This window comes from Aeromonas sp. Prich7-2, assembly GCF_017939255.1.
Classification (GTDB): Bacteria; Pseudomonadota; Gammaproteobacteria; order Enterobacterales; family Aeromonadaceae; genus Aeromonas; species Aeromonas caviae.
This window is the reverse complement of sequence record NZ_JAGKRI010000024.1, coordinates 1-13,050: the sequence shown is the minus strand read 5'-3', so window position 1 is coordinate 13,050 and position 13,050 is coordinate 1. Positions and strand designations below refer to the sequence as shown.

Below are 13,050 nucleotides of genomic sequence, written 5' to 3'. Positions count from 1 at the left end.
GACCAGAACAAGATGGCGGTGGCACAGTCCCCTCCACAACAGGCATCGCAGGCCGCTCGCATCAGCGGGATGGCGAGGAGAACGACAAGAGGATTTATGGCAACCCAACGACGCAAGCGCACGCCCAAGAAGGCGGCGCCCAAACGCACTATCTGGCGCACCCTGTTCTGGCTGGGCTTCAAGCTCTCTCTGGTGGTGGCGGCCTTCATGGTGGTGTTTGGCATCTATCTCGACACCAAGGTGCGCGAGCGCTTCGACGGGGAGAAGTGGCAGTTGCCGGTGATGGTCTACAGCCGCCCGCTGGAGCTCTATCCCAGCCAGCGGCTCTCCCAGACCCAGATGCTGCGCGAGCTCAACATGCTGAGCTACAAGCAGGTGCGTCAGCCCCATACCCCGGGTGAGTACGCGGTGAGCGGCAACCGCATCGAGCTGGTGCGCCGGCCGTTCGAGTTCCACGACGGTGCCGACGGCGCCCGTGGCCTGCGTCTTACCTTCAACGGGGCGCGCCTCGAGGGGATCCAGTCCCTGGAGAACCAGCGTCAGCTCGGCTATGCCCAGATGGACCCGGTGCTGCTCGATCGCCTCAACACCGAGGATCGGGAAGACCGCCTGCTGGTACGCCTCTCCGAGGTGCCGGACAGCCTGCTGGTGACGCTGCTCACCACGGAAGACAGGGACTTCTACCAGCACGGCGGCGTTTCGCCGGTGGCCATCATGCGCGCCATGGCAGCCAACCTGCTGGCGGGGCGCACCGTGCAGGGGGGCAGTACGCTCACCCAGCAGCTCGCCAAGAACTTCTTCCTGACCCGTGAGCGCAGCCTGTGGCGCAAACTGCAGGAAGCCTACATGGCGGTGCTCATCGACTACCGCTACAGCAAGGACGAGATCCTGGAGGCCTACCTCAACGAGGTCTATCTGGGGCAGAACTTCTCCCAGGGGGTCTACGGCTTCGGGCTCGCCTCCTACTTCTACTTCGGTATTCCGGTCAACGAGCTGGACATCGATCAGGTGGCCCTGCTGGTGGGCATGGTGAAGGGCCCCTCCTATTACGATCCCTGGCGCTTCCCCGACCGGGCCAAGGCGCGCCGGGATCTGGTGCTGAAACTGCTGGCGGATCACGGCAGCCTGACCCAGGCCGAGTATGACCTGGCCAGCAAGCAGCCCCTTGGCATCATCGCCCGCGGCCAGATGAGCTATGGCCGTACCCCGGCCTTCATGGGGCTGCTCAAGCGGGAGATCCAGAACCGCTTCGGCCCGGATCTGCTCAAGCAGTCCGGCCTCAAGATCTTCACCAGTCTGGATCCCATCGCCCAGCACGCCGCCGAGCAGGCGGTGGAGTCGGGTCTGGCCACCATCGAGAAGCAGCGTGGCAAGAAGAAGCTGGAGGCGGCCATGGTGGTCTCCGACTGGCACAAGGGCGAGGTGGTCGCCATGGTGGGGGGACGGGATCCCCGCTACGCCGGCTTCAACCGGGCGCTGGATGCCCGCCGTCAGATTGGCTCCCTGGTCAAACCGGCGGTCTACCTGACCGGCCTCTCCAACGGCCTGACCCTGGGCACGCCGCTTAAAGATCAGCCGATCCGGATTCGCGGCCAGGATGGCCAGATCTGGACGCCGCAGAATTACGACCGCAAGTTCCGCCAGAGCGTGCCCCTGATGGAGGCGCTCGCCAGCTCCCTCAACGTGCCGACCGTCAACCTCGGGATGCAGATAGGCCTGGACAAGGTGGTGGATACCCTGCACAAGCTGGGGGTGCAGCAGGAGATCCAGCCCTATCCGTCCCTGGTGCTGGGGGCGGTGGCGCTCTCGCCCATGGAGGTGAACCAGATGTACCTGCCCATTGCCAACCAGGGGTTGACCCAGCCCCTGTCGGCCATCCGGGCCGTGGTGAATGGCGAGGGGCGCCAGCTCTACCAGCATGACGAAGCGGCCAAGCGAGTGACGGATCCCCAGGCAAGCTGGCTGACCCTGTTCGCCATGACCAAGACGGTGAGCCAGGGGACGGCCCGGGCGCTCGGTGCCAAGTTCCCCGGGGCCACCATGGCCGCCAAGACCGGTACCACCAACGAGCTGCGTGACTCCTGGTTTGCCGGGATGGACAACAACGAGCTGGTGAGCGTCTGGGTCGGCCGTGACGACAACACCCCGGCCGGGTTGACCGGTGCCAGTGGCGCCTTGCAGCTGTTCAGCGGCTACATGAGCCAGCGAGGGGTCAACAGCCTGGGGCTGAAGATGCCCGAAGGGGTGAGCTGGGCCAACTTCTCCCGCTCGAGCGGTGCCCGGGTGGCCAGCGATTGTCCCGGCAGTCTCCAGGTGCCGGCCAAGCTGGCCGGTCTGGCCGAGCCCATGAGCTGTGCCAGCCCGGTTTCGGACCCGGCGAATGCCCTGGACAACTGGTTCAACGGTTTCTTCAACTGACGAAGACGGGCAGCGCAGGCTGCCCGTTTTGCAAGGATTGCCATGACCCATCCCCTGTTTGAGGCCATCCATCACGTGGCCATCATCGCCAGCGACTATCCGCGCTCGCGCCACTTCTATCACCAGGTGCTGGGGTTGCCCATCATTGCCGAGACCCTGCGGGCCGAGCGTCAGTCGTGGAAGCTGGATCTGGCGCTGCCGGACGGCAGCCAGCTGGAGCTGTTCAGCTTCCCGGCGCCGCCGCCGCGCCCCTCCCGGCCGGAGGCGTGCGGGTTGCGCCACCTGGCGTTTCGGGTGGCGGATCTCGACCGGGTCATCGCCCACCTGGAGCAGCACGGGGTGGAAGTGGAGCCGGTGCGGGTGGACGAGCTGACCGGCAAGCGCTTTACCTTCTTCGCCGACCCCGACGGCCTGCCGCTGGAGCTGTACGAGGCAGCGCGTTAGGCTGCCTGCTGCAATCTGGGTGATCGGTTTGACCATGAAAAGGCCGCCCTGGGAACAGGGCGGCTTTTTTCATGGGGTTGGAGAGGGGATCATGCTGTGGTCAGCAGGGCGACCGCCACCGCCATCACCATCATGCCGAGCCAGCCGACGGGTCTGAGGCGCTCGCCGAACAGCAGCAGGCCCCCGAGGGCGGTGCCCAGGATGCCGATGGCGCCCCAGGTGGCATAGGCCACGGCCAGATCGATCTTGCCGGTACTGACCGCCTCGCTGAGCAGCGTGAAGGCACAGAGCACCAGCAGAATGCCGAGGACGCCCCACCCCTTGTCGCGAAAACCGATGGAGCGGTTGATCGCCATGTTGGCGCCGATATCCAGCAGGGCGGCGCCCAGTACGATGATCAACGGGTGCATGGGGCTTCCCTCCTCTGGCGGGTGGGGGCTGGTACATCATGGGTCTCGCCCAGGGTCACCATGACAATCCCCACTATGGCCAGCGCCAGTCCGATCCACTCCTGGATGCTCAGCTCGTAGCCGAGGAACAGGACGGAGACGGCGGTGATGAGGGCGATCCCCAGCCCTTCCCACAGCGCAAACGCGATACCAATGGAGATTGTCCTGGCGGCCTTGGCGAGCAGCAGGTAGGAGAGGGTGATGAGGAGCCACATCGGCAGATAGTGGATCCAGCCGCTCTCGCTCTTTGGGATCAGGGCCATGGAGGAGGTGCCGGCGACCTCGGTCAGGATGGCCCCCGTCAGGAAGAGGCGGGCCAAAAGCAGGGGACGGGATGACATGCAGTTTCCTTCTGTTGCTGCGACGAAGAGAGGATAACGGCACCCGAAACGGGCAAGGTTATCGCTGAGCGTCGAGAAAGCTGTCGCTGCCTGTTTGCCTTGGGGGCGGACCAGGGGATAAGGTGGTGATGGAATAATCTGCCGCCAGTTTGAAGTCATGAAGCTAAATCAGATACAACTCTTTGTAGAAACAGCAGACAGTGGTTCGATAGCCAATTCCGCCAGACGACTTGGCAAGAGTCGCAGCGCCGTGAGCTCGGCGATAGCAACCCTGGAGGTGGAGCTTGGCGTCGAACTTTTCGAACGAGGGGCGAATCAGAGCCGGCTGACCGAAATCGGCGAGCAAGTGCTGGACGACTGTCGGCGGCTGTTGCAGGCCGCCAACAGCCTGAAGCTCAAGTGCGAGCACCATGCCTCCGGTGCCGAGGTGGCGCTGCGGGTAGCCCGGGACGACGCCATTCCCGAGGTGGTATGGCGCGAGATGCTGGGGGCGCTGCGTCGCCAGTTTCCGGGCACCAGCATCTCCCTGGTGCTGGCCTCACCGCCGGAGCTGCCGGCCCTGGTGGAAGAGGGGTTCGTGGATGCCGCCTTCGGCCTCATCACCGAGGAACAGGAGCGCAGCGGTCTTTGCATCGACGTGCTCAACCCGATCCGCACCCTGATGGTGGTCGCGCCAAGCCACCCGCTGGCTGGGCTGAAGCGGGTGTTGCAGCAGGATCTGACCGATCACACCCAGGTCACTCTCTCTTATGTGGACGCGTTTTCGGTCAAGAGCCTGCTGCCCATCGGAGGGCAGCATATCGGGTTGTCGAGTTTCGAGCTGATGCGGGATGCGGTGCTGGATGGTTTGGGTTGGGCGGTGCTGCCTTCACCCCTCATCCAGAGCCAGCTGCGCCTGGGAGAGCTGCTGACCCTGAAGCACAAGTTCAGCCTGCAGTGGCGCGATTACGGAGTCTATCTGTCGGAGAACGCCCATCACGGAAAGGTGCTGGCTTGGCTGAAGAAGGCCATAGAAGCCTATCTCGAACCCTTCGAGTAGCCGCCAACCGGGGCGGGCCCCCCGGTTGGCAGTGAGAGGGGATCAGCGCAGGCCGTGACGGGGGACGCGCTGGCGGGAGCGAAATGGCAGCAGCAGGAGGCCGAGCAGCAGATCCCCCGCCAGGGAGGCCAGCAGACCCGCCGCCACGCCGCAGAAAATGGCGGCCTGTTTGAGGGGGACCACATAGCCGTAGTTGTGCAGGGTATCCTGCCAGAGGGCGGGATCGGCGCGCAGCAACAGGTGGGAGAGCTGCTGGTACCAGGGGCTCTCCCGCACGGCGATCTCCCCCTGAAGGTGCTGCTGCTGGTTCACCAGTTGCTGGAGGCTGGTGGCATCCTGGGTGAAGACGGGATCCTGGCTGGCACCGTAATGGGCGACCAGCGCCTGCAGATCGCCATTGAAGTGCTGGTCCGCCGTGCGCTGGAAGGGGGCCAGCGCCAGACCTGCCTGCTGCAGCCGGGCATCCAGCCGCTGGAAGTAGAGATCGACCAGCCCGGGGATCTGTATACCTGCCAGCAAACCGAGGGCAAACAACATCATGCGAAGGTAGCTGCGCATCATCATCATCCTGAACGAAGGGAGCGCCCATACTAGCCGCAACCGGTGGGTGAGCCAAGGAGGGGGCGCGCTTGCCCACCTGGTCGGCGGTGCCAAAATAAGATCCGATGGAATACCTTTGTTACACGAATTCTTACACTTTTGTGATGCAAGTCATCTTGCGGCTGGCCTAGAATGAGCGTTTTTCGAAGGACACGTCGGCATGAGCAAGTTCATTCCTTTCTATCTGGCCGGGGGCCTCATCGCCTTCAGTTGGGGCGCCCTGCCTGAGCACGGCCCCTGGGATGGGTGGGATCTCGCCCTCTTCCAGCTGGTCAATGGCTGGATTGGCCACTCCCCCCGTTGGGCCGATCTGGTGGCCATCACCAACAACCGCTTGTTCGATCTGGCCGCGCTGGCCTGCATGGGCGGGATCCTCGCCAGTTGCTTCTTCCGTGCCGACGGGCAGGAGCGCCGTCGTCTGGTGGCCATGGGGGTCGTGATGCTGTTGGGGGCTCTGGTGATCAATCAGCTCGGGCATCTGTTGCCGGTCAGCCGTCCCAGCCCCACCTTGATGGTGGACGGGGCACTGCGCCTGACCGAGATCAGTGCGATTCCCACCAAGGACTCCGCCGGTGACAGCTTCCCCGGTGATCACGCCCTCTTCCTGATGATCTTCGCCGGTTTTGCCCTGCGCTATCTGCCGCGCTGGGCCGGGGTAGTTGCGGTGGTGATGGTGCCCCTGTTTTCGGCGCCCCGCATCCTGGCTGGTGCGCACTGGATGACGGACGTCTATGTGGGCGCTCTTTGCCTCTCCCTGATCTGCCTGCCGCTGCTGTTGCTCACTCCCGTGTCGGATCGCCTGATCGACCGCCTGGCTCCCCGGCTGCCACGCTGGATTGCCTGACGGAGAATGAAAAAAGAAGGCGGGTCACCCCGCCTTCTTTCGTTTACGCCTCACCGGTGCTGTGGTCGTCGCGAAATGACCAGGACTACGCCCGATGAGCCCGGGCTGTCGCCCTCCCAACCAGTATGGATAGCCCCATTCGGGTTCTGCCAGCCAAAATAGTCGCGGCCAAACGTTTGCACCCGTCGTCTCATGATCCTGGCCAGGATTTTTTCCCTCCGCTGCCTTAGAATCGCCGCCCGTTGTTGGAGGTCTCCCCATGCTTGTCACTTTTCTGCGTCTCTTGTTTATCGGTTGTGCCCTGGTCTTTCTCTTTATGCTGGTCCGTGCCTGGTGGCACAAACGGCGTCATGGCCAGCTCGAAGCTACCCCTTTCTGGCCGGTGGCGGCCATCGGTTTTGTGGCCAATTTTCTCGATACTCTGGGGGTGGGGAGTTTTGCGGTGAAGACCGCCTGCTACAAGCAGTTCAGGCTGATCGATGATCGGCTGCTGCCCGGTACCCTCAACGGCCAGTGCGTGCTGCCGACCGTGACCCAGGCTCTCATCTTCATCGGCGTGGTCAACGTGGATCCCGTCACCCTCATCAGCATGATGGCGGCTGCGGCGGCCGGTGCGGCCTGGGGCGCCCGTTACGTGGCCTCCTTTGATCGCCAGACCATCCGGCTGGTAATGGCGGTCTCCCTGCTGGTGGTTGCCGGTCTCATCTTTGCCGGTCTGCTCGGGCTCTTCCCCCTCGGTGGCGAGGCCATGGGGCTGAGCGGTTACAAGCTGGGGATCGCCCTTGCCGGCAACTTCCTGTTCGGAGCCCTGATGAACGTCGGTATCGGCCTGTTCGCCCCCTGCATGACCCTGGTCTATCTGCTCGGCATGAACCCGCTGGTGGCCTTCCCCATCATGATGGGATCCACCGCCGTGCTCAGCGTCTTCTCGGCGGGGACCTTCATTCGCAAGGGGGCTTTCGATGCGCGGGCCGTGCTGGCGGTGGCCATCTTCGGCCCCATCGGCGTGGTGCTGGCGGCCATGCTGGTCAAATCCATGGAGATGGAGATGCTCAAATGGCTGGTGGCCTTCATCGTCATCTATACCTCCTGGACCATGTACGCCTCCTGGCGGGCGGCGCGGCGACAGCCAGCGCCCGCGCTGGCAGAGGCGACGAGCTAGCTGGCGTCGGCGAGGCCCGCCTGCACGGGCACCCCGCGTTGGTATGTCATCCCGCTCGCCCGGTCCTGGCGCGTCTTCTGATGCCTCTGGCAGCCCCCTCCGAGTGGGCAGTCTGCTGGCTGGAGGCGACCAGTGCGGCTTCCGCCCTGGCACCGAGAAACACATAGAGCCCCAGCGCCAGCAGCAACCCCACGGCGCACCCCATCACCCCCACCGCAGGCCAGAGCAGTTCGCTCTGGCCGAGGGATCCCTTGAACAGCAGCAGCAACCCCTCGATGGAGACCGCGATCAGGATGGCGGCGATAAAGCGGGTAATGGTGCGCCGGATGGCGCTGTGGCGGAAGATGTCCTTATGCAGCAGCACCTCCTCTTCGAGGATGGTCTTGCCGAGATCGAACACCGCCAGCGCGAGCGTGAGGAAGATGATGGCGCTGAAGGCGCCGAGCCGGTTCTGCTGGGTGCCGCACAGGAGCAGATAGAGCTGTTCCAGCCCGTGCCAGATGAGGGTGCCGACGATGAGAAACAGGGCCAGACTCAGGACGACGTAGACGGCCCTGAACCAGGGAATGGCGCGCCGCCGCTCCCTGTCCCCCATCAGCCAGGCGATCAGCTGGTGCAGGTTGACCTCCAGCTCCCGGCCATGGCCCTGCACCAGCAGGCGCAGCTGCCCCTGGGCCGCCGGAACGGGCGCCAGTATGGCTGGCCTGATCTGGGGGGCCAGGCTCTTCACCTCCTCGACGAAGGCATAGGTCTTGAGAGACGCCTCGGGGAGGGTGAGCAGCCCCAACAGCAGGGGGGCCAGCTCGGTTTCGTACTCCTGATAGCGCCGCAGCACATCGATGGGGCTCATCTCTGCCATATACACCTCGGTCCAATGGGCTCCTGAAACAGGGACCTGCAAATTGTGGGCCCGATTTATGACAGCCCGTGTACGGCGCGGCGCACCAGCAGGTGGCAAGGTTCCGGTGAGGGACTTAAGGATGCACCACTATGGTGCCTTGTCGGGACGAGCAAACAAAAAAAGGGCCCCATCGGGGCCCTCTGCACATCTTGCGGCTTGTCAGCCAGCCAGCTTGGCGAAGCTGCGCTCGGCGGCCGCCAGAGTGTGTTCGATCTCCTTGTCGCCGTGCGCCAGCGACAGGAAGCCCGCCTCGTAGGCGCTCGGTGCCAGATAGACACCCTCCTCCAGCATCAGGTGATAGAAGCGCTTGAAGCGTTCCATGTCGCAGCGGGTCACCTGCTCGTAGCGGGTGATCTCGGGCTCGTCGGTGAAGAAGAAGCCGAACATGCCGCCGACGTAGTTGATGGCAAGCGGGATGCCGTGCCTGGCGGCGGCCGCTTTCAGCCCTTCGGCGACACGGGCGGTCTTGGCGCTCAGCTGCTCATAGAGGCCCGGCTCCAGCAGCAGGTCCAGCATGGTGAGGCCGGCGGCCATGGCCACCGGGTTGCCGGAGAGGGTACCAGCCTGATAGACGGGGCCGGTCGGGGCGATGTGCTGCATCACCTTCTTCTTGCCGCCGAAGGCGCCGACCGGCATGCCGGCACCGATGATCTTGCCGAGGGTGGTGAGATCCGGGTCGATGTTGTAGTGGCCCTGGGCGCCACGCAGGGAGACGCGGAAGCCGGTCATCACCTCGTCCAGGATCAGCAGGGCGCCGAACTCGTCACAAATGGCGCGCAGCCCTTCCAGGAAGCCTGGCACCGGCGGGATGCAGTTCATGTTGCCGGCTACCGGCTCGACGATGATGCAGGCGATCTCGCTGCCGTACTGGGTGAAGGCTTCGCGCACCGAGTCCAGATCGTTAAAGATACAGGTGAGCGTGTGTTTGGCGAAATCGGCCGGTACGCCCGGGCTGTTGGGCTGACCCAGGGTCAGGGCGCCGGAGCCGGCCTTGACCAGCAGGGAGTCGGCGTGGCCGTGGTAGCAGCCTTCAAACTTGACGATCTTGTCGCGGCCGGTGTAACCGCGGGCCAGCCGGATGGCGCTCATGGTCGCCTCGGTGCCTGAGTTGACCATCCGCACCTGCTCCATGGAGGGGACGATCTGGCGCACCTTCTCGGCCATCAGCACTTCGATCTCGGTCGGGGCACCGTAGCTCAGTCCTTTCTCCACCGCCTTGATGACCGCGGCCTTGATGGCCGGGTGGTTGTGGCCGAGCAGCATGGGGCCCCAGGAACCGATGTAATCCACATAGGCCTGGCCGTCCACGTCATAGAGGTAGGCGCCATCGGCGTGATCGATGAAGCGGGGTGTGCCGCCGACCCCGTTGAAGGCGCGGACCGGTGAGTTGACGCCACCGGGAATGGTCTGGCGGGCCTGTTCAAACAGCTGATCTGATTTTGACATGGATCATCCTTAATGGGATTTTGGTCGTTACCCGGGCGCAGGCTGCCGATTGCGGCTCGGCAGGGGATGGCGGGAGGAGTATGCTTTGCGCTCTCGCCCCGGACTCTCGCCCGTGATACATGAAACGGGCCGACTATAGCAGAAAGGCCCAGAGCTGGGCAGCCGAGGCCGAGGTGTGTCTGGTCCTCGTTAGATGAGCGTGATTATCCATGGAGCAACAAGCCATTCCTTCCGCCGACGCGGCCTCGCTGCGTCGTCCTCCAGTCTTGCAGCGCCTGATACGGCGGGACAAGATGCCGCTGCTGGTGCTCCTGCTGGCGGCCCTGGTCGGCCTGCTGGCAGGCCTGGTGTGCGGACTGTTCGAGTCTTGCGTTCACTGGCTGGCCCAGCAGCGTGTCGACTTGCTGGCCGATCGCCCCTGGTGGCAGCTTGGCCTGCTCGGCTTTGGTTTCAGCGCCCTGCTGGGGTTGGTTGGCTATTTCCTCACTCATGCCTTTGCCCCCGAGGCGGGGGGATCCGGTATCCCGGAAATTGAAGGGGCCATGGACGACCTGCGCCCGGTACGCTGGTGGCGGGTGTTGCCGGTGAAGTTTTTTGGCGGGGTCTGTACCCTGAGTTCCGGCATGGTTCTGGGGCGGGAGGGGCCCTCGGTGCAGATAGGGGGCAACCTCGGCAAGATGGTGGCGGATATCTTCCGGTTGCCCAAGGAGCATGGCCATGCCCTGCTGGCTGCCGGTGCGGCGGGTGGTCTCGCCGCGGCCTTCAATGCCCCGCTGGCAGGGATACTGTTTGTCATGGAAGAGATGCGACCGCAATTTCGCTACTCCTTCCTCGCCATCAAGGCGGTCGGGATTTCGGCCGTCATGGCGACCCTGATGCTGCAGAACATGAAAGGGCAATCCCCCGTCATCATGCTGCCTCATTACGACGCTCCGGCCTTGAAGGCGCTCTGGCTGTTTCTCTTCATGGGGGGCTGCTTTGGTGTGCTGGGGTTCGTCTTCAACAAGCTGGTGCTCGCCTGTCAGGATGGTTACCTGGCATTGCATCAGAACAAGCGCCACCGCTTCGTCATCATCGGCATGGGGGTGGCTGGAACCTTTGGCATGCTGTCGCTGTTCGCCCCTTCGGTCACGGGAGGGGGAATCGAGCTCATCCCGCATCTGACGGGGGGAGACTATGCGATGGCGACGCTCTTCATCATCTTCTCGGTGCGACTGATGGGTACCCTCATCTGCTTTTGCTCGGGGGCCCCTGGTGGTGTCTTTGCGCCGACCCTGGCGCTGGGCACCCTGTTCGGGGTGATCTTTGGTCACCTGTTCCACTCTGCATTTCCCGATCTCGGCATCGAACCGGGTGCCTTTGCCATCGCCGGCATGGGGGCGCTCTTCGCCGCCACCGTGCGTGCCCCCATTACAGGCATCGTGCTGGTGACAGAGATGACAGACAACTATCAGCTGATCTTGCCCATGATGATCACCACCATAGGGGCAACCCTGGTGGCGCAGTGGTTGGGGGGGCGCCCTATCTATTCCCAGATCCTGGAGCGAACTTTACGGCTTGCTGCGCGTCAAAACCGGGGTGAAAGCAGCATCGCGACCGGTTAACTCTTTGTTTATCCGTATCAATCCGGCATGGTCGCGTATAGTGAAAAGAAACCGGCCGTGTTGATGTCGGCATATAGAAGAGGCCTTATGTCCCAAATCGTGAAGTTATTGGTGGTGCTGGCCGTGGGGGCATGTATCGGTTATGTCGTCGGGAACAGACAGGAGCTGGCTCAGAGCAGCCTGATGACGGTGCAGCAAGAGACGTTGGAGCGTCAGAGCAAGGCCATTGCACAACTGAAGACGGATCTCGGCGTCAGGGAGACCCTGCTGGCGACCCAGAAGGCCGCCTTCGAGCAACTTCAGCAGACGCTCAAGGATCAGGAAGCTCAGGTACAGGAGCAGAAACGCCAGCTGGCCTTCTTCGAGCGCATCATGCGTCCCACCGGCGAACAGGTGGGGGTATCCATCGACAATCTGACATTGCAGGAGACGAGTGTGCCGGGTCGCTACCACTATCGTCTGGCGCTCACTCAACCCGCCAAGAAGCGGGAGCTGTTTCGGGGACAGGTGCAGATCCGGCTCGAAGGCAGTCTGGCTGACAAGCCCAGGATCCTCAGTGGCCGGGATCTTGGCATGAAGGTGGGGGAGGGACGCTACGCGTTGCGATACTTCCAGCTCTTGGAGGGCAATTGGCAGCTTCCCTCAGGCTTCATCCCGGACAGGGTGAGAATCCTCATCCCGAAGGAGGGTCGGCAACCGGCCCAGGAGCTGGTGGCCGAGTGGAACGAGGTGCTCAAGCCTCTGGTCGCTCAACCAGTCCCCTTGCCGGCAGCACAGTAAGAGAGTGGTGAATACTTGAACTAAATGGTCGGGTATTGGATAATTTCGCGGTTTCCATGTTTGTGGATGTAACGGTTGTGAGGTCAGCAATGAGTGCAGTAGCAGAAGCCCCCTTGCCCATCCAGATGACGGATGCGGCAGCCAACAAGGTAAAGACCTTGATCACCGAAGAAGAGAATCCCGAACTCAAGTTGCGGGTCTACATCACTGGGGGGGGCTGCTCCGGTTTCCAGTACGGTTTCACGTTTGACGAGAAAATCAATGATGGCGATACCGTGGTCGAGAAGAGCGGCGTCACCATGGTGATCGATCCCATGAGCCTGCAATACCTGGTCGGCGGCAGCGTGGATTACACCGAAGGCCTGGAAGGTTCCCGTTTCACCGTGACCAACCCCAACGCCACGACGACCTGCGGTTGCGGTTCAAGTTTCTCCATCTGATCTATAGCAGCGTGATATGAAGGGCCCCGAGGGGCCCTTTTCATTTTTGTATGCCTGGCGTGGCTGGCATGTAGATCTTGATGTGGCGAAAACGGGTACCGATTGGTAGTGATAGAGAAGGTGTGCGGGCTCATTTAGATGAATCGTTGACGGCTTTTTAGTCTGATTGGTTGTTGATTAAACACCTGAACGTCTTTTTCAAATAAACACGTAGTTTTCGCTTGTCAGCGAGAATCATATCCCTATAATGCGCCTCCATCAGCACGGCGCAGTGCGTGTATGGTCCACCTTGCAAAGCAAGCTGGTGAGGGTTATAGTTTCAGACCCTGCTCTTTAACAATTTGAATCAAGCAATCTGTGTGGGCACTCACAGCATCGAGCATCAAAAAACAATTTTTGATTTTCAATGTCTGATGAAGTGACCAAAGCAACTTTTAGTTGCAGCAGTTAATTCAGCAATTCATTGAGCCGCTTTTCGAAGCAACCAAACTTAAATTGAAGAGTTTGATCATGGCTCAGATTGAACGCTGGCGGCAGGCCTAACACATGCAAGTCGAGCGGCAGCGGGAAAGTAGCTTGCTA

General features: G+C 62.5%; 13 protein-coding genes and 1 rRNA gene. 9 read left to right on the top strand and 5 right to left on the bottom strand.

Going from position 1 to position 13,050, the window contains the following annotated elements; translation table 11 throughout:
• Positions 1-96 precede the first annotated feature (96 nt).
• Positions 97-2,418, top strand: a complete 2,322-nt coding sequence (gene mrcB, locus J9892_RS05680) for a penicillin-binding protein 1B (protein WP_010675566.1) — start codon at positions 97-99, stop codon at positions 2,416-2,418.
• Positions 2,419-2,460: 42 nt separating this feature from the next.
• Positions 2,461-2,862, top strand: coding sequence for a VOC family protein (locus tag J9892_RS05675; RefSeq protein WP_010675565.1), 402 nt, complete (start codon positions 2,461-2,463; stop codon positions 2,860-2,862).
• 89 nt (positions 2,863-2,951) lie between these two features.
• Here the strand turns inward: J9892_RS05675 and J9892_RS05670 are convergent, their stop codons facing one another.
• On the bottom strand, positions 2,952-3,272 hold the full coding sequence (locus tag J9892_RS05670; protein ID WP_042016297.1) for an SMR family transporter: 321 nt from the start codon (positions 3,270-3,272) through the stop codon (positions 2,952-2,954).
• Complete coding sequence (locus J9892_RS05665) at positions 3,260-3,652, bottom strand: SMR family transporter (RefSeq protein WP_042016295.1); 393 nt, start codon at positions 3,650-3,652, stop codon at positions 3,260-3,262. The genes J9892_RS05670 and J9892_RS05665 overlap by 13 nt, the downstream gene beginning before the upstream one ends.
• A 157-nt stretch (positions 3,653-3,809) precedes the next feature.
• Between J9892_RS05665 and J9892_RS05660 the strand changes: the two genes are divergently transcribed.
• A complete protein-coding gene (locus J9892_RS05660; protein WP_182956920.1) occupies positions 3,810-4,691 on the top strand; it encodes a LysR family transcriptional regulator in 882 nt (293 codons plus the stop codon).
• Between the two features lie 42 nt (positions 4,692-4,733).
• On the opposite strand, the gene J9892_RS05655 is transcribed toward J9892_RS05660, so the two are convergent.
• Positions 4,734-5,249, bottom strand: a complete 516-nt coding sequence (locus J9892_RS05655) for a DUF2937 family protein (RefSeq protein ID WP_182956925.1) — start codon at positions 5,247-5,249, stop codon at positions 4,734-4,736.
• A 202-nt stretch (positions 5,250-5,451) separates the two neighbouring features.
• Between J9892_RS05655 and J9892_RS05650 the strand changes: the two genes are divergently transcribed.
• A complete protein-coding gene (locus J9892_RS05650) occupies positions 5,452-6,135 on the top strand; it encodes a phosphatase PAP2 family protein (protein WP_010675560.1) in 684 nt (227 codons plus the stop codon).
• 259 nt (positions 6,136-6,394) lie between these two features.
• Complete coding sequence (locus J9892_RS05645) at positions 6,395-7,297, top strand: sulfite exporter TauE/SafE family protein (protein ID WP_052815229.1); 903 nt, start codon at positions 6,395-6,397, stop codon at positions 7,295-7,297.
• Between the two features lie 46 nt (positions 7,298-7,343).
• Here J9892_RS05645 and J9892_RS05640 read toward each other — a convergent pair whose 3' ends face one another.
• Entirely contained in the window at positions 7,344-8,156 is an 813-nt protein-coding gene (locus tag J9892_RS05640; RefSeq protein ID WP_161470251.1) for a hypothetical protein, read from the bottom strand.
• A 201-nt stretch (positions 8,157-8,357) separates the two neighbouring features.
• The gene (hemL, locus tag J9892_RS05635; RefSeq protein ID WP_161470250.1) at positions 8,358-9,644 is read right to left on the bottom strand and encodes a glutamate-1-semialdehyde 2,1-aminomutase; all 1,287 of its coding nucleotides are present in this window, start codon (positions 9,642-9,644) and stop codon (positions 8,358-8,360) included.
• Positions 9,645-9,853: 209 nt separating this feature from the next.
• Here hemL and clcA point away from each other — a divergent pair, with 209 nt between their 5' ends.
• The 4 genes from clcA to J9892_RS05615 all read left to right on the top strand — a co-directional run.
• Complete coding sequence (gene clcA / locus J9892_RS05630) at positions 9,854-11,248, top strand: H(+)/Cl(-) exchange transporter ClcA (RefSeq protein WP_161470249.1); 1,395 nt, start codon at positions 9,854-9,856, stop codon at positions 11,246-11,248.
• 87 nt (positions 11,249-11,335) lie between these two features.
• Complete coding sequence (locus J9892_RS05625) at positions 11,336-12,028, top strand: DUF6776 family protein (RefSeq protein ID WP_041211107.1); 693 nt, start codon at positions 11,336-11,338, stop codon at positions 12,026-12,028.
• 89 nt (positions 12,029-12,117) lie between these two features.
• A complete protein-coding gene (erpA, locus tag J9892_RS05620) occupies positions 12,118-12,468 on the top strand; it encodes an iron-sulfur cluster insertion protein ErpA (protein ID WP_010675554.1) in 351 nt (116 codons plus the stop codon).
• A gap of 492 nt (positions 12,469-12,960) precedes the next feature.
• Positions 12,961-13,050: ribosomal RNA gene (locus J9892_RS05615) — 16S ribosomal RNA — on the top strand; the annotation flags it as partial.

Coding starts and splice junctions, on each gene's coding strand:
- J9892_RS05675 (WP_010675565.1), top strand. CDS start 2,461: ATGACCCATCCCCTGTTTGAGGCCATCCATCACGTGGCCATCATCGCC.
- J9892_RS05670 (WP_042016297.1), bottom strand. CDS start 3,272: ATGCACCCGTTGATCATCGTACTGGGCGCCGCCCTGCTGGATATCGGC.
- clcA (WP_161470249.1), top strand. CDS start 9,854: ATGGAGCAACAAGCCATTCCTTCCGCCGACGCGGCCTCGCTGCGTCGT.
- J9892_RS05660 (WP_182956920.1), top strand. CDS start 3,810: ATGAAGCTAAATCAGATACAACTCTTTGTAGAAACAGCAGACAGTGGT.
- J9892_RS05640 (WP_161470251.1), bottom strand. CDS start 8,156: ATGGCAGAGATGAGCCCCATCGATGTGCTGCGGCGCTATCAGGAGTAC.
- J9892_RS05655 (WP_182956925.1), bottom strand. CDS start 5,249: ATGCGCAGCTACCTTCGCATGATGTTGTTTGCCCTCGGTTTGCTGGCA.
- mrcB (WP_010675566.1), top strand. CDS start 97: ATGGCAACCCAACGACGCAAGCGCACGCCCAAGAAGGCGGCGCCCAAA.
- J9892_RS05650 (WP_010675560.1), top strand. CDS start 5,452: ATGAGCAAGTTCATTCCTTTCTATCTGGCCGGGGGCCTCATCGCCTTC.
- J9892_RS05645 (WP_052815229.1), top strand. CDS start 6,395: ATGCTTGTCACTTTTCTGCGTCTCTTGTTTATCGGTTGTGCCCTGGTC.
- hemL (WP_161470250.1), bottom strand. CDS start 9,644: ATGTCAAAATCAGATCAGCTGTTTGAACAGGCCCGCCAGACCATTCCC.
- J9892_RS05665 (WP_042016295.1), bottom strand. CDS start 3,652: ATGTCATCCCGTCCCCTGCTTTTGGCCCGCCTCTTCCTGACGGGGGCC.
- erpA (WP_010675554.1), top strand. CDS start 12,118: ATGAGTGCAGTAGCAGAAGCCCCCTTGCCCATCCAGATGACGGATGCG.
- J9892_RS05625 (WP_041211107.1), top strand. CDS start 11,336: ATGTCCCAAATCGTGAAGTTATTGGTGGTGCTGGCCGTGGGGGCATGT.